Genomic DNA, 15124 nt, shown 5'->3' with positions numbered 1-15124 from the left:
AACCCGAGAGGTTCAGTGCCGGTTGGCAAGCCAGCGATGGGCATGCTCGCGAGCCAGAGCATCAGCGGCGATGATGTGATTCAGGTCTTGGACTGGCTCGGGGGCCATACGGTTCAGTGTCGCTTCGATGATAACAGGGATATCAGTAAATCCAATGCGCCCCGCCAGAAAAGCCTCCACGGCGACTTCATTGGCAGCGTTGAGTTGCGCGCAGGCCGTGCCACCAGCTTCTGCGGCCTGGCGCGCCAGATCCAGGCAGGGAAAAAGCTCCAGATCAGGCGCCCGAAAATCCAGACGTCCTACTGCCAACAGGTCCAGAGCGCTTACACCCGAGTCAATCCGCTCAGGCCAGGCCAATGCGTGGGCGATAGGTGTGCGCATATCCGGGTTGCCCAATTGCGCGATAACCGATCCGTCCACATAGTCTACCAATGAGTGCACCACGCTCTGCGGGTGCACCACTACCTCAATCTGTTCCGGGCGAGCGTCGAACAGCCAACAGGCCTCGATCAGCTCCAGCCCCTTGTTCATCATGCTGGCTGAATCGACAGAAATTTTCTGTCCCATGGACCAGTTTGGGTGCGCACAGGCCTGCTGCGGCGTGACGTTTTTCAAGTCCTGAGCGCACATATCCCGAAAAGGCCCACCGGACGCGGTAAGCAGGATACGCCGTACCCCAACCTGCCCAAGGCCTGCGGAGTAATTGGCCGGCATGCACTGGAATATGGCGTTGTGTTCACTATCGATCGGCAGCAGCACCGCGCCCGAATGGCGTACCGCCTGCATAAAGAGTGCGCCGGACATGACCAGCGCTTCCTTGTTGGCCAGCAGCACGCGCTTACCGGCCTGCACCGCAGCCAGAGTAGGGGCCAGCCCGGCAGCGCCAACAATGGCTGCCATCACAGCATCGACCTGGGGATCCTCAGCTACCTGAGCGAGCGCATCGCTGCCCCACAACACTTCTGTTGTGCAGCCCGCCGCGCGCAGAGCCTGTTGCAGGCTTTTCGCCTGCTGCTCTTCGGCGACCACCGCAAATACCGGCCGGTGCACGAGACATTGAGCCTGGAGCTCGGCCATACGACTGAAACCGGTGAGGGCATAAACTGCATATTGCTCACTATGGCGGGCAATAACATCCAGCGTACTGACACCGATAGAGCCAGTCGCACCCAGCACCGTTATCCAGGTTTTGCTCACCCTACCTGACTCCCGATCAGCAGCCAGAACAGCGCAAAAACCGGGATGGCGGCAGTAAGGCTGTCAATCCGGTCCAGCACGCCGCCGTGACCAGGCAACAAATTGCTGCTGTCCTTGAGACCTTGATCCCGCTTGAACAGGCTTTCGGTCAGATCGCCCACTACAGAAAAGGTCACGACCAGCGCAGCGCCAAACAATCCAATAAGCAAAGAAGACAGGGACCAACCTAGATAAAGCAGCGCCAGCAGTGTCAGCAATTGAGTGAAAACCAGACCGCCCAGGAAGCCTTCGATGGTCTTGCCGGGACTGACATTGGGCATCAACTTGCGACGACCCCAGGTCTTGCCCGCAAAATAAGCGCCGATATCCGCAGCCCAGACCAGCACCAGCAGAGCCACGATCAACCACAAACCATTGGGCACTTCACGCAGCCAGACCAGGCCAGCCCAGGCCGGCAACAGAATCAGCAGACCCAATAGCTGGGCAACCATGCAACTGGCCCACAGCCCCTTGTCACGCGGATAGCGCACCACCATGACCGCAGCCAAGACCCACCAGACAGCAGCCGGGATAAGCAGATAATGCACAGGTAAGCCAAGGCGATACAGAGCAAACATCATCAGCGCCACAACCAGCGCGTACAGCACACGACCTTTCTGGGCTGTTTCGCCGGCCAACCGTGCCCACTCCCAGGCGCCCAACACCACGACTGCACCAACAAACAGAGCAAACCAGGGACCTTCCAGCAGCACAAAACCGGCAATAGCCAGAGGGGCCAGAATGACCGCTGTAATGATTCGCTGCTTGAGCATCAGGAGTCCGCCGCTATTTGATCGCTGGTTTTGCCAAAGCGGCGCTGACGCCGGGCGAAGTCTGCAAAGGCTTCGCGCAAGGCTTCTTTTTTGAAGTCGGGCCAATAAAGATCGGAGAAATACAGTTCGGCATAGGCCAACTGCCATAGCAGGAAGTTGCTGATACGATGCTCGCCGCCAGTACGAATGCATAGGTCTGGCAGCGGCCAATTGGAAGTACTGAGAGCCGATTCAACCTGCTGTTCGGTGATCTGGTCAATGGTCAACTGACCTTCTACGACCTGACCCGCGAGCTTTTTTGCCGCCTCGGCGATATCCCATTGACCGCCATAGTTGGCAGCCACCACCAGAGTGAGGCGCCGGCCCTCGGCGGTAAGCGCTTCGGCGTCACTCATGGCCTTGCGCAGCTCCGGGGCAAAACGACTACGATCACCGATAATACAAAGCCGGATGCCGTTTTCACGCAAACGCTTGACCTCGCGGCGCAACGCGCTGAGAAACAGTTCCATCAGAGCGCCGACTTCTTCATCAGGCCGCCGCCAGTTCTCGCTAGAAAAAGCAAACAAGGTGAGCACTTCCACACCGTCTTCGGCGCAGACTTCGATCATTGCCTTTACCGCATCAACCCCGGCCTTGTGGCCAGCAACACCGGGTAGCAGACGCTTGCGCGCCCAGCGATTATTACCATCCATGATAATCGCCACGTGCCTCGGCACCGATCCTGCTACCGATCCTGCTGGAGTTACTGGCATATCTTCGCTCATCCGTTCAACACTCGGAATGGACCATCAAATGGCCATCAGATCCGCTTCCTTGGCTTCCAGCGCCTTGTCGATCTCGGCAACATACTTGTCGGTCAGTTTCTGTATTTCATCAGCGGCGCGATGCTCATCGTCCTCGCTGATCTCTTTTTCTTTCTGCAGGTCCTTGATCTGGCTCAGCGCGTCGCGGCGGATATTACGCACTGCAACACGGGCGTTCTCCGCTTCACCGCGAGCGGTCTTGGTAAAGCCCTTGCGCGTCTCTTCGGTCAGAGCGGGCATGGGAATACGGATGGTGGTACCTGCCGTGGCCGGATTCAATCCCAGGTCGGAAGTCATGATGGCCTTCTCGACGGCCTGGATCATACTGCGATCAAACACGGTCAGGGCCAGCGTGCGAGAGTCTTCAACGTTAACGTTGGCAACTTGGCGCAGGGGGGTGTTGGCACCGTAATAGGAGACCATGACGCTGTCGAGAATGCTTGGGTGCGCTCGGCCGGTACGAATTTTGGCGAAGGCATGATCCAGGGACTCTACAGACTTCTTCATCCGCTCCTGGGTTTCTTTCTTAATATCGTTGATCATTCTCAACCCTCGATCAATGTACCTTCGGCGCTACCTACTACCGCATTGAGCAGCGCGCCAGGTTTGTTCATGTTAAATACGCGCAATGGCATCTTGTGATCACGAATCAGGCAGATAGCCGTCAGATCCATGACCCCTAGTTTCAAATCCAACACCTGATCATAGGTCAGAGTATCAAACCGCTCGGCATTCGGATCCTTCATTGGATCGGCATTGTAGACCCCGTCAACTTTGGTCGCTTTCAGCACCAGGTCAGCGTCAACTTCGATACCGCGCAGGCACGCAGCTGTATCAGTAGTGAAGAAGGGGTTACCGGTTCCAGCAGAGAATATTACCACGTCGCCACTGCCAAGGTAGCGCATGGCTTTGCGACGATCGTAATGCTCTGTCACGCCTTCCATGGTAATCGCCGACATGACGCGGGTCTGGATATTCGAGCGCTCCAGCGAATCGCGCATGGCCAGCGCGTTCATCACGGTGGCCAGCATGCCCATATGATCACCGGTCACCCGATCCATGCCAGCAGCATGCAACGCGGCACCGCGGAACAGGTTGCCACCACCAATCACCAGACCGATCTGCACACCAATGCCGATCAGCTGACCGATTTCCAGGGACATCCGGTCCAGCACCTTGGGGTCGATACCGAAACCCTCAGTGCCCATCAGGGCCTCGCCACTGAGTTTGAGTAGAATACGCTTGTACTTGGGCTGACGGCTGCTGGGTACCTGGGCCATGTTGACTCTCCTGCTCGGGAATGGCGAAACACTCAACGAGTTACAACCGACAATCCGGCCTGCCACTTGTTCAGTGTTTCCTTAAAAAAGAGGCTTCCCGCCTGCGCGGGAAGCCTCTCGGTAACTCTGACTACAGGCCGCCTCGAGGGCGACCTGGCATGCGTGGTTCAATCCGCATGATCACTGCTTGGTAGCGGCAATCTGGGCGGCAACCTCGGCAGCGAAATCAACTTCGGCGCGCTCGATGCCTTCACCCACTTCGTAACGCACGAAGGAAAGAATTTCAGCACCGGCTTTCTTCGCCAGCTCACCGACTTTGACTTCCGGATCCTTGATGAAGGCCTGTTCAACCAGACTGGCTTCGGACAGGAACTTGTTGATCCGGCCCTTAACCATGTTCTCAACAATGTTGTCCGGCTTGCCGGCGATTTTCTCGGCATTCAGCGCGAGGAAAATTTCCTTTTCCTTGGCAACCGCTTCCTCGGAGACCTGTGAGGCATCCAGGAACTGTGGGTTGCTGGCAGCCACGTGCATGGCGATATCCTTGGCCAGCTCGGCATCGCCACCTTTGAGGGTGACAATCACACCGATACGGTGACCGTGCAGGTAGGCGCCGACTACGTCGCCTTCAACGCGGGTCAGGCGACGGATGTTGACGTTCTCGCCACACTTGGCAACCAGTGCTTCACGGGCAGTTTCCTGCTCGGCGATCAGCGGAGCTGCTTCGCTGTAACCGGCGGCAAAGGCCTTATCCAGGCTGTCGCTGACAAAACCCTTGAAGTCTTCCTGCAGAGCCAGGAAATCGGTCTGGGAGTTGACTTCAATGATGACCGCTGACTTGCTGTCGTCTGCCAGCTTGACGCCGATAGCGCCTTCAGCGGCGATGTTGCCGGCTTTCTTGGCGGCTTTGATCGAGCCTGCGGCACGCATGTCGTCGATGGCTTTTTCAATATCGCCACCGGCTGCGGTCAATGCTTTTTTGCAATCCATCATGCCCTGGCCAGTGCGCTCGCGCAGTTCTTTGACCATGGCTGCAGAAATCTGTGACATGAATTGTTCCTCTAACTTGCTTGATGTTGGACTGCCCTGCAGATGTGTGGGCGGCCGTATCATGTTGCGTTCAAGATATTGCAAAAAGGGGGCAGAGCCCCCTTTTCACATCGGCATAAAACGATACGAAGTACCGATCAGCCTTCTGAAGCCTCAGCGGCAGGAGCTGCTTCTTCAACAAACTCGTCAGCGCCACCATTGTGGTTCTTGCCATTCAGTACTGCATCGGCCATGGCCGCGGCGTACAGCTTGATGGCGCGGATGGCGTCATCGTTGCCGGGGATGACGTAATCGACGCCGTCCGGGCTGCTGTTGGTATCAACGATACCGATAACCGGGATACCCAGCTTGTTGGCTTCAGTGATGGCAATGCGCTCGTGCTCAACGTCGATGACGAACAGGGCATCAGGCAGGCCGCCCATATCCTTGATACCGCCAAGGCTGCGATCCAGCTTTTCCAGGTCGCGAGTGCGCATCAGCGCCTCTTTCTTGGTCAGCTTGGTGAAAGTGCCGTCTTCAGCCTGAATTTCAAGATCACGCAGACGCTTGATGGAAGCGCGGATGGTCTTGTAGTTGGTGAGCATGCCGCCCAACCAGCGGTGATCGACATAAGGCATGCCGGCGCGGGTGGCTTCTTCAGCAATGATCTTGCTGGCAGCGCGCTTGGTGCCTACGAACAGCAGCTTGTTCTTGCCGGAGGCCAGCTTTTCCACGAAGCTCAAGGCGTCGTGGAACATCGGCATGGTCTTTTCCAGGTTGATGATGTGAATCTTGTTGCGAGCACCGAAGATGAACTTGCCCATCTTCGGGTTCCAGTAACGGGTTTGGTGGCCGAAGTGCGCACCGGCCTTCAGCATATCGCGCATAGATACTTGAGTCATGACAGCTCCAATATAGTTCGGGTTGGGCCTCCACGTATCCCAATGTCCAACCCCGGAGGGCACCCAAGACAGTGTGACGATACGTGTGCGGTTTCAGTTTAAGCCTGGCGTCTGCAACAGACGTTTATTCAGGCGCGGCGCTTTATATCATACAACTGGAAACGAATAAAGTCGCAGGTGCCCAGCGGTCATGGCACGGGGCGCTCAACAGCACCCCGCTAGTCTGTTAAACTGATCGACTTTATTACTGTTCGCCGCAACCAAGAGAGACCTTTCATGACCGTGACCATCAAAACCCCGGAAGATATTGCCGGCATGCGTATTGCCGGGCGCCTGGCCGCCGAGGTCCTGGAAATGATCGGCGAACATGTTCGCGTAGGCATCACCACCGACGAGCTCAACCGGCTTTGCCACGAACACATCGTCAACGTGCAGAAGGCCATCCCCGCGCCGCTCAACTACGGTGCAGCGCCGGGCCGCCCAGGCTTTCCCAAGTCGATCTGCACGTCATTGAACCATGTGGTCTGCCACGGCATACCCAATGACAAACCGCTGAAGAACGGCGACTGCCTGAACATCGACGTCACCGTTATCAAGGATGGTTACCACGGCGACACCAGCAGGATGTTTCTGGTCGGCGACGTGCCCGAGTGGGCTCAGCGCCTGGCGCGGGTCACTCAGGAGTGCATGTATAAAGGTATCGAGGTCGTACGTCCGGGAGCACGCCTGGGCGATATCGGCCAAGTGATCCAGGATCACGCCCACGCCAATCACTACAGTGTCGTTCGCGAATACTGTGGCCACGGCATCGGCAAGGTGTTTCACGAGGAGCCACAAATCTTGCATTACGGCCGCGCCGGCACCGGCATGGAGCTGAAAGAAGGCATGACCTTCACCATCGAACCAATGATCAATCAGGGCCGGCATGAAACTCGCCTGTTGGGCGACGGCTGGACCGCCATCACCAAGGACCGCAAGCTTTCCGCACAATGGGAACACACCATTCTGGTGACTGCTGATGGCTATGAAGTACTGACGCGCCGTCACGAAGAAAGCTTTCAATAAACCGCTGTCCGGGGTCCGTTGTGGATAATGAACTGTTCGATCCAGGCCAGTTCCAGGCTGAGCTGGCACTGAAAAGCAGCCCTGTGGCTGCATTCAAAAAGGCTATTCGCCAGGCGGATTCGGTATTGCGCGCGCGCTTCGAGGGCGGCCGCAACATCCACAAGCTGATTCACGACCGTGCCTGGTTCACCGACCAGATCCTGCGCAAGGCCTGGTCGATACAGGCCAGCACGGATGCCGCAGACATTGCTCTGCTGGCAGTCGGCGGCTATGGCCGGGGCGAGCTGCATCCGCACTCGGATATCGATCTGCTGATCCTGCTGCGCGACAGCGATCAAGACTCGCATAACGGTTCCATCGAACAGTTCTTGATGCTGCTCTGGGATATTGGTCTGGAAGTGGGCCAGAGCGTGCGCTCCATCAGCGAGTGCCAAGAGGAGGCGCGGGCCGACATCACGGTGATTACCAACCTTATGGAATCACGCACGCTGTCCGGCGATGAGCAGTTACGTCAGGACATGATCAGCGCCATCAGTGCCGACCAGATGTGGGATGACGCCCAGTTCTTCCGCGCCAAGCGTGCCGAGCAGCAAAAGCGACACGCCAAGTACAACGACACCGAATACAACCTTGAGCCCAACGTCAAAAGCTCACCGGGCGGGCTGCGCGACATCCAGACCATCGGCTGGGTCGCGCTGCGCCACTTCGGCACCAATGATCTGCGCGAACTGGTCGAACGCGGCTTTCTGAACGAAGCCGAATACAACATTCTCGCCTCCGGCCGGGCCTTTTTATGGCAGGTCCGGTTTGCGCTGCACATTCTCGCCAAACGCGCCGAAGATCGCCTGCTGTTCGACCACCAGCGCACCATCGCGCAAATGATGGGCTACGAGGACAACGACAGTAAACTGGCGGTAGAGCGCTTCATGCAGAAGTACTACCGGGTGGTGATGTCGCTGTCCGAGCTGAACGATCTGCTGATGCAGCATTTCGAAGAAATCCTGCTGCGTAACGCGGAAACGACTGAAATCGAGCCAATCAACAGCCGCTTCCAGGTGCGCAACCACTATATCGAAGTGACCCACCAACAGGTCTTCAAACGCTCCCCTTTTGCCCTGCTGGAGATTTTTTTGTTGATGGCCCAACACCCGGAGATTCGCGGTGTGCGTGCCGACACCATCCGGCTGCTACGCGACCACCGCCATCTGATTGATGACGATTTCCGCGCCGACATACGTAATACCAGCCTGTTCGTCGAGCTGTTCCGCTGCCGGGAAGGCATACATCGCAATCTGCGGCGCATGAACCGTTACGGCATCCTCGGCCGCTACCTGCCGGAGTTCGGCAAGATCGTTGGGCAGATGCAACATGACCTGTTCCACATCTACACCGTGGACGCGCACACGCTGAATCTGATCAAACATCTGCGCAAACTCAATCAGCCTGAGTACCAGGAAAAGTTTCCTTTGGCCTGGCGCATTTTCTGCCGCCTACCAAAGCCTGATCTGTTGTATATGGCCGGCCTGTATCACGACATTGCCAAGGGCCGCGGTGGCGATCATTCCGAACTGGGCGCGGTGGATGCCACGCAGTTCTGTCAGCGCCATCAACTGCCGGCCTGGGACACGCACCTGGTCAGTTGGCTGGTGGAAAGCCACCTGCTGATGTCCACCACTGCGCAGCGCAAGGACATTTCCGACCCGCAGGTGATCCACGACTTTGCCGTGCAGATGGGTAACCAGGTCCGCCTGGACTACCTCTACGTACTGACCATCGCCGATATCAACGCGACCAACCCGACGCTGTGGAACTCCTGGCGCGCTTCGCTGCTGCGCCAGCTCTACACCGAAACCAAGCGCGCACTGCGCCGCGGCCTGGACAACCCGCCCGACCGGGAGGAGCAGGTGCATCAGACCCAGCGTGCAGCATTGGATATCGTCGTACGCAGCGGTATCGAGGAAGAAGACGCCGAAGCCCTCTGGGAGCAGCTGGGCGAGGATTACTTCCTGCGCCATACCGCCAGCGATGTCGCCTGGCACACCGAAGCGATCATCGAGCACCCGGACCACGAAGGCCCATTGGTGCTGATCAAGGAAACCGCCCAGCGCGAATTCGAGGGCGCCACCCAGATCTTTATCTACACGCCTGAGCAGCATGACCTGTTCGCCGTGACCGTGGCGGCGATGGATCAGCTGAACCTGAGCATTCAGGATGCGCGAATAATCACCTCGACCAACCGCTTCAGCCTGGATACCTACATTGTACTGGATGCCGACGGCAGCTCGATCGGTGAAAACCCGGACCGCATCCGCCAGATCAAGCATGATCTGATTGAAGCGCTGTCTGATCCAGACGCCTACCCGTCGATCATTCAACGCCGGGTGCCACGCCAGTTGAAGCATTTCTCCTTTGCCCCGGAAGTGACGATCTTCAACTCGCCGGAAGGCCAACACACCATCCTCGAGCTCAGCGCGCCTGACCGACCGGGTCTGCTGGCACGCATGGGCCGCATCCTGCTGGATTTCGACATCAGCGTGCAGAACGCCAAGATCGTCACCTTGGGCGAGCGCGTGGACGACGTATTTGTGCTTACCGACGCCAATAATCACGCGCTATCCGACCCCGAGCTGTGCAGCCGGCTCCAGAACACCATTATCGAGACCCTGGGTAACAGCGCCCAGCAATCCGACACCAGCCAGCCCAAGCAGATCATCATCTGAGGACCGCGCCCGCATGAATACAGACCTGCAACGCTTGCAGCCCTACCCCTTTGAAAAGCTCCGCGCGTTACTCAAGGACGTGGTGCCGAATCCGGCATTGCGGCCGATCTCGCTGTCCATTGGTGAGCCGAAGCACCCTTCGCCCCCTTTTGTCCTGGAGACGCTCACTCGGCATCTGGATCAGGCGGCGGTCTACCCCACCACGGCCGGCATTCCAGCCCTGCGTGAAGGCATTGCGCGCTGGCTGGAGCAGCGCTTTCAGCTCGGCGCCGGCAAGGTAGATGCGGCCACCCAGGTGATACCCGTCAACGGTACCCGCGAAGCGCTGTTTTCCTTTACCCAGACCATGGTCCGGCGTGACCCGAACGGCCTGGTGGTCAGCCCCAACCCCTTCTATCAGATCTACGAGGGCGCCGCCTTTCTGGCTGGTGTGGAGCCGCACTACCTGCCCTGCGACGCGAGCAATGGTTTTATTCCCGACTTTGATGACGTGCCTTCCAGCATCTGGGAGCGCTGCCAGGTGCTGTTTATCTGCACCCCGGGTAATCCGACTGGCGCAGTCATGCCGTTGGACAAGCTGCAGCAACTGATCGCTCTGGCTGACCAGTACGATTTCGTCATTGCCTCTGACGAGTGCTATAGCGAGATTTACGCACCCCAGGGTCAGGCGCCGGTAGGTTTGCTGGAGGCCTGCGCGGCCATGGGCCGTTTTGATTATGCCCGCTGCGTGGTGTTTCACAGTCTCTCCAAGCGTTCCAACCTGCCGGGCCTGCGCTCCGGCTTCGTCGCAGGTGACGCCAGTCTGTTGCAGCCGTTCCTGACCTACCGGACCTACCATGGCTGTGCGATGCCGGTGCAAACCCAGCACGCCAGCCTCGCAGCCTGGCAGGATGAGCGCCACGTGGAAGACAACCGCGTGCAATACCAGGCCAAGTTCGATGCGGTGCTGGATATTCTCGGTGGCGTCATGGACGTCGAGCGCCCCGATGCCGGCTTCTATCTCTGGCCGCGTACACCGCTGGACGATCAGACCTTCACCCTGCGCTTGTTGGCCGAGCAGAATGTTGCCGTTGTACCTGGGAGTTTCCTGTCGCGCGAGGTTGATGGTTATAATCCCGGCGCCGGGCGCGTGCGCATGGCTCTGGTCGCGCCGCTGGAAGACTGTATCGAAGCAGCCCAGCGTATTCGCAGCTTTATCGGGAGCCTCTGAAAAATGATTACTCTGTACGGCATCAAAGCCTGCGATACCATGAAAAAGGCCCGAACCTGGCTGGACGAGCATGGAGTCGATTATCAGTTCCATGACTACAAGAAGGAAGGCATCAGTGCTGACAAGCTGAACGCCTGGTGCAGCGAGCACGGTTGGGAAAAAATTCTCAACCGCCAGGGCACGACCTTTCGCAAGCTCGAAGACAGCGACAAGAAAGACATCGATACCGGCAAGGCCATTGCTCTGATGCAGGCTAATCCGTCGATGATCAAAAGACCGGTACTGGATACTGGCTCACAACGGCTGGTGGGGTTCAAACCCGATGAATACGCCGCCGCCATTGACTGACAACAGCACCAATTGCATCCAAGGAACCACCCCATGAGCGAATGTTTCAGCCTGGCCATTGGCGTCGGCACGCAAAATACCGCAGGTGACTGGCTGGAGGTTTATTACCCTCAGCCCCTGCTGAATCCCGAAGAGGAACTGGTCAAGGTCATCAGCGATCAACTGGGCTACAGCGGCGGCAATCAGGCCATCGAACTGGCTGCGGCTCAGTGCGCTGCACTGGCCGAGGCGTTGACTGCCGGCGGGTTTGCTGACGCCGCGGCGTTGGTAACATCCCTGCAGGGCGGCTCCCGCCCTTTGGTTGTCACCGTACTGGCGACCGACGAAGCGCCGGTCTCCACGCCTGAGGCCTATCTGAAACTACATCTGCTCTCCCATCGGCTGGTCAAGCCCCACGGTGTTGTGCTGGCCGGTATCTTCCCATTACTGCCAAACGTGGCCTGGACCAATCAGGGCGCCATCGACATCAATGAGCTGCCGCAGCGCCAGCTGGACGCGCGTCTGCAGGGCCTGGCGCTGAACGTGCTGAGCGTGGATAAATTCCCGTGCATGACCGACTACGTCGTGCCCTCCGGTGTACGCATCGCCAATACCGCCCGAGTGCGTCTAGGCGCCTACGTCGGGGAAGGCACTACCGTCATGCACGAAGGCTTTATCAACTTCAACGCCGGTACTGCCGGCACCAGCATGGTCGAAGGGCGTATCTCCGCCGGGGTATTTGTCGGCAAGGGCTCGGATCTGGGCGGCGGCTGCTCGACCATGGGTACCCTGTCCGGTGGCGGCAACATCGTGATTTCTATTGGTGAAGGCTGCCTGATCGGCGCCAACGCGGGTATCGGCATTCCGCTCGGCGACCGCTGCACCATCGAGGCCGGGCTGTATATCACCGCCGGCATCAAGGTGGCCCTGCTGGATGATGCGGACAATCTGGTCGAAGTGGTCAAGGCTCGCGACCTGGCCAATCAAACCGACCTGCTGTTCCGCCGTAACTCGCAGACTGGCTCGATCGAGTGCAAGACCAACAAGAGTGCGATTCAGCTCAACGAGATCCTGCACGCGCATAACTGAACCCCGTTGGGGTTCAGCCGCGAGCTTTAAGCTTCAAGCGGCAAGTTACAACAAAGCCCGCCCCGATTCATCGGCGCGGGCTTTATGTTTTTCGCTTGCAGCTAGCGACTGCGCAGCAGCCGCTCAACCGCCTGCGCGGCGGCGACCATACCGAAGGTCGCGGTGACCATCGTGACCGAGCCGAACCCCCCGGCGCAGTCGAGTTTGACGCCTTCCCCAACAAAGGCCTTCTGCTGGCAGACACTGCCATCGGGTTGCGGGTAACGCAGTTGTTCGGTGGAGTACACGCAGGGCACGCCGAAACTGCGCTTGCTCCCGGAACGGGGGAAATTGTGGTCGCGCCGCAGCATCGAGCGCGCCTTGGCCGCCAACGGATCATTCACGGTTTTTGACAGGTCGGAGACCTTGATCTGGGTCGGATCGATCTGTCCGCCTGCCCCACCGGTGGTAATGATCGGAATTCGTCGGCGGCGGCACCAGGCGATCAGCGCGACCTTGGAGGCCACGCTGTCGATGCAGTCGATCACGCAATCGAACTCCTCGGTAATATGCTCGGCCAGGTTGTTCTCGGTGACAAAATCCATGACCGGCCGCACCTCGCACGCCGGATTGATAGCACGCAGCCGTTCGGCCATGGCTTCAACCTTGGCGCGGCCGATCTGGCCAGTCATCGCCGGCAGTTGCCGGTTGGTGTTGGTCACGCAGATCTCGTCCATATCGAACAGTGAGATACGCCCAATCCCGGTGCGCCCGAGCGCCTCGGCAACCCAGCTGCCCACGCCGCCAATACCGACCACCGCCACATGGCTGGCCTGCAACCGGGCCAGGCCCGACTGGCCATACAAGCGGGCAATGCCGCCGAAGCGGGGATCATCTGTACTCATGCACACCTCAATTCGCGATGCTGCGCATTATACCCGTGATGCCGGCACAGACCAGCGCGCTAGCGGGTGTTACCATGCCGCCTATCAACCGCCCCGTAGCCTGGAGCCCCCCCCCATGGGCCTGTTATTTGAAGAAATCGATAATCAGCCATCTCCCATTGGCGATATTTCCTTGCGGCGTCGGCGTATCCCGGCACTCGGCGATCGCGACATCTACGAGGTCAAGCTCGGCGAAGAATTCCTGATGTCGAGCATGTTTTACGATGCCGAGATCGCCCTGGCGGATCTTGGCTTGGCAGCCGTTGAAGGCAAAGCGCTGGCTGTGGTCGTCGGTGGACTGGGTCTCGGCTATACCGCCGTTGCGGCGCTGAAGGATCAGCGCCTGAGCGAGCTGCTGATCGTTGACTATCTGGAAACGGTGATTCATTGGCACCAGCAGGAAAAGGTACCGCTGGGCAAGGAACTGAATGCCGACCCGCGCAGCCGCTACGTACATGGCAGCTTCTTCGATATGGCCGTCGCAGACCCTGGCGGTTTCGACCCCCAGCAACCCGGCCGCCTGTTCGATGCCATACTGCTGGATATCGACCATTCGCCCCGAGCATTGCTGCACCACAGCAACGCCAGTTTTTATACGGTCGAGAATCTGGGGCGCATGGCGCGACAACTGCGCGCGGGCGGAGTCTTCGCGCTCTGGTCCCAGGACCCGCCCGACGCTGAATTCATGCAAGTCATGGACACCGTATTCATCAACACGGCCGCGCATATTATTCCCTTCTTCAATCCGTTCCAGAACGGTGAAGCCACCAATACCATTTATGTCGGAGTCAAAGCCTGATGCCGTTTCACCCCCGTAACAAACACCAGGGGCACTACAACTTTGGCGCGCTGACCGCCGCCAACCCGGCACTCAAGGCGCTGATCATCCGCAACAAGGATGGTGAAAAGACCCTCGACTTTACCGATCCGGTCTCGGTCAAGGAACTCAACCGCGGGCTTCTGCAACTGCAGTATGCCGTGACTGACTGGAACATCCCCGACGGCTATCTGTGCCCGCCGATACCCGGCCGCGCCGACCTGATCCACGCAGTCGCCGACCTGCTGGGTGAAAGTCATGACGGCAACATTCCCGCCGGTCCAAGCCTGACCGGCCTGGATGTAGGCACCGGCGCCAACCTGGTTTATCCGCTGATTGGCCAGCATGAGTATCAATGGCAGTTTGTCGGCAGCGATATCGATCAGGCCGCCCTGGACAATGGCGAACGTATCCTGGCCGCCAATGCCAAATTGCAGGGGCCGATCAGCCTGCGCCTGCAGGCCGATGCCACAGCAATTTTCAAAGGCATCGTCGGGCCTGAAGAACAGTTCGATTTCAGCCTCTGCAACCCGCCCTTCCACGCCAACAAGGGCGAAGCCAATGCCGCCACCGAGCGCAAATGGCGCAACCTGGGCAAGGACAAGATCGTCGACGGGCCCAAGCTGAATTTTGGCGGCCAGCCCAACGAGCTGATCACCCAGGGCGGCGAAGCCGGTTTTCTGCAGCGCATGATCACGGAAAGTGCTGACATTTCCGGGCAGGTTTTCTGGTTCACCACGCTGGTGTCCAAATCCGCTCTGCTGGCAGATCTGGAAAAGCAGCTCAAGACGCTTGGCGCTACCGACATCCGTGTGATCAATCTGGCCCAGGGTCAAAAACAGAGCCGCCTGCTGGCCTGGACTTTCCTTGACAAGAAACAGCGACGCGCCTGGCGCAAGGCCCGCTGGCCAAGCGCGCCGAAAGCCTGACATGCTCTAAACCAGTAGGCC

15 protein-coding genes are annotated in these 15124 nt (G+C 58.6%); 7 read left to right on the top strand and 8 right to left on the bottom strand.

All coding sequences use genetic code 11. The features are described 5' to 3' along the window. Window positions 1-12: 12 nt before the first annotated feature. The 7 genes from ispC to rpsB all read right to left on the bottom strand — a co-directional run bounded on the left by ispC (window position 13) and on the right by rpsB (window position 6023). A complete protein-coding gene (gene ispC, locus EAO82_RS06530; RefSeq protein WP_096347811.1) occupies window positions 13-1197 on the bottom strand; it encodes a 1-deoxy-D-xylulose-5-phosphate reductoisomerase in 1185 nt (394 codons plus the stop codon). Then, a complete protein-coding gene (locus EAO82_RS06525; protein WP_096347812.1) occupies window positions 1194-2009 on the bottom strand; it encodes a phosphatidate cytidylyltransferase in 816 nt (271 codons plus the stop codon). Before EAO82_RS06525 ends, ispC begins: the two co-directional genes overlap by 4 nt. After that, entirely contained in the window at window positions 2009-2761 is a 753-nt protein-coding gene (uppS, locus tag EAO82_RS06520; protein ID WP_096347813.1) for a polyprenyl diphosphate synthase, read from the bottom strand. The genes EAO82_RS06525 and uppS overlap by 1 nt, the downstream gene beginning before the upstream one ends. Before the next feature lie 36 nt (window positions 2762-2797). Further along, window positions 2798-3355 (bottom strand): ribosome recycling factor, encoded by a 558-nt coding sequence (gene frr / locus EAO82_RS06515; protein ID WP_096347814.1) that lies wholly within the window; start codon window positions 3353-3355, stop codon window positions 2798-2800. Between the two features lie 2 nt (window positions 3356-3357). After that, window positions 3358-4092, bottom strand: a complete 735-nt coding sequence (gene pyrH / locus EAO82_RS06510) for a UMP kinase (RefSeq protein ID WP_096347815.1) — start codon at window positions 4090-4092, stop codon at window positions 3358-3360. Window positions 4093-4272: 180 nt separating this feature from the next. Continuing rightward, entirely contained in the window at window positions 4273-5142 is an 870-nt protein-coding gene (gene tsf, locus EAO82_RS06505) for a translation elongation factor Ts (RefSeq protein ID WP_096347816.1), read from the bottom strand. A gap of 137 nt (window positions 5143-5279) precedes the next feature. Further along, window positions 5280-6023 carry a 30S ribosomal protein S2 gene (gene rpsB / locus EAO82_RS06500; protein WP_096347817.1) on the bottom strand — a complete coding sequence of 248 codons (744 nt, stop codon included), beginning with the start codon at window positions 6021-6023 and terminating at the stop codon, window positions 5280-5282. A 276-nt stretch (window positions 6024-6299) separates the two neighbouring features. On the opposite strand from rpsB, the gene map reads away from it, so the two are divergent. Genes map through dapD form a run of 5 tightly spaced genes read left to right on the top strand, consistent with a single transcriptional unit; the run spans window position 6300 to window position 12434 of the window. Then, window positions 6300-7088, top strand: coding sequence for a type I methionyl aminopeptidase (map, locus tag EAO82_RS06495; protein WP_096347818.1), 789 nt, complete (start codon window positions 6300-6302; stop codon window positions 7086-7088). A 20-nt stretch (window positions 7089-7108) separates the two neighbouring features. Beyond that, window positions 7109-9808 (top strand): [protein-PII] uridylyltransferase, encoded by a 2700-nt coding sequence (locus EAO82_RS06490; RefSeq protein WP_096347819.1) that lies wholly within the window; start codon window positions 7109-7111, stop codon window positions 9806-9808. Between the two features lie 13 nt (window positions 9809-9821). Beyond that, entirely contained in the window at window positions 9822-11018 is a 1197-nt protein-coding gene (gene dapC, locus EAO82_RS06485; RefSeq protein WP_096347820.1) for a succinyldiaminopimelate transaminase, read from the top strand. A 3-nt stretch (window positions 11019-11021) separates the two neighbouring features. Next, window positions 11022-11366, top strand: a complete 345-nt coding sequence (locus EAO82_RS06480; protein WP_096347821.1) for an ArsC family reductase — start codon at window positions 11022-11024, stop codon at window positions 11364-11366. A 33-nt stretch (window positions 11367-11399) separates the two neighbouring features. After that, on the top strand, window positions 11400-12434 hold the full coding sequence (gene dapD, locus EAO82_RS06475) for a 2,3,4,5-tetrahydropyridine-2,6-dicarboxylate N-succinyltransferase (protein ID WP_096347822.1): 1035 nt from the start codon (window positions 11400-11402) through the stop codon (window positions 12432-12434). A 101-nt stretch (window positions 12435-12535) separates the two neighbouring features. On the opposite strand, the gene tcdA is transcribed toward dapD, so the two are convergent. Then, entirely contained in the window at window positions 12536-13318 is a 783-nt protein-coding gene (tcdA, locus tag EAO82_RS06470) for a tRNA cyclic N6-threonylcarbamoyladenosine(37) synthase TcdA (RefSeq protein WP_096347823.1), read from the bottom strand. Window positions 13319-13433: 115 nt separating this feature from the next. Between tcdA and EAO82_RS06465 the strand changes: the two genes are divergently transcribed. Continuing rightward, a complete protein-coding gene (locus EAO82_RS06465) occupies window positions 13434-14156 on the top strand; it encodes a spermidine synthase (RefSeq protein WP_096347824.1) in 723 nt (240 codons plus the stop codon). Then, complete coding sequence (gene rlmF, locus EAO82_RS06460) at window positions 14156-15103, top strand: 23S rRNA (adenine(1618)-N(6))-methyltransferase RlmF (RefSeq protein ID WP_096347825.1); 948 nt, start codon at window positions 14156-14158, stop codon at window positions 15101-15103. Before EAO82_RS06465 ends, rlmF begins: the two co-directional genes overlap by 1 nt. The last annotated feature ends 21 nt before the right edge of the window (window positions 15104-15124 follow it).

Source organism: Halopseudomonas pelagia (assembly GCF_009497895.1).
Lineage (GTDB): Bacteria > Pseudomonadota > Gammaproteobacteria > Pseudomonadales > Pseudomonadaceae > Halopseudomonas > Halopseudomonas pelagia_A.
The sequence above is the reverse complement of the archived record's forward strand: the minus strand, read 5'-3'. Positions and strand labels throughout refer to the sequence as shown.

What these genes read in the sequence shown, in the direction of transcription:
- EAO82_RS06525 (WP_096347812.1), bottom strand. Translation starts at nt 2,009, where the DNA reads ATGCTCAAGCAGCGAATCATTACAGCGGTCATTCTGGCCCCTCTGGCT.
- pyrH (WP_096347815.1), bottom strand. Translation starts at nt 4,092, where the DNA reads ATGGCCCAGGTACCCAGCAGCCGTCAGCCCAAGTACAAGCGTATTCTA.
- frr (WP_096347814.1), bottom strand. Translation starts at nt 3,355, where the DNA reads ATGATCAACGATATTAAGAAAGAAACCCAGGAGCGGATGAAGAAGTCT.
- map (WP_096347818.1), top strand. Translation starts at nt 6,300, where the DNA reads ATGACCGTGACCATCAAAACCCCGGAAGATATTGCCGGCATGCGTATT.
- dapC (WP_096347820.1), top strand. Translation starts at nt 9,822, where the DNA reads ATGAATACAGACCTGCAACGCTTGCAGCCCTACCCCTTTGAAAAGCTC.
- uppS (WP_096347813.1), bottom strand. Translation starts at nt 2,761, where the DNA reads ATGCCAGTAACTCCAGCAGGATCGGTAGCAGGATCGGTGCCGAGGCAC.
- rlmF (WP_096347825.1), top strand. Translation starts at nt 14,156, where the DNA reads ATGCCGTTTCACCCCCGTAACAAACACCAGGGGCACTACAACTTTGGC.
- tsf (WP_096347816.1), bottom strand. Translation starts at nt 5,142, where the DNA reads ATGTCACAGATTTCTGCAGCCATGGTCAAAGAACTGCGCGAGCGCACT.
- rpsB (WP_096347817.1), bottom strand. Translation starts at nt 6,023, where the DNA reads ATGACTCAAGTATCTATGCGCGATATGCTGAAGGCCGGTGCGCACTTC.
- EAO82_RS06480 (WP_096347821.1), top strand. Translation starts at nt 11,022, where the DNA reads ATGATTACTCTGTACGGCATCAAAGCCTGCGATACCATGAAAAAGGCC.
- tcdA (WP_096347823.1), bottom strand. Translation starts at nt 13,318, where the DNA reads ATGAGTACAGATGATCCCCGCTTCGGCGGCATTGCCCGCTTGTATGGC.
- EAO82_RS06465 (WP_096347824.1), top strand. Translation starts at nt 13,434, where the DNA reads ATGGGCCTGTTATTTGAAGAAATCGATAATCAGCCATCTCCCATTGGC.
- dapD (WP_096347822.1), top strand. Translation starts at nt 11,400, where the DNA reads ATGAGCGAATGTTTCAGCCTGGCCATTGGCGTCGGCACGCAAAATACC.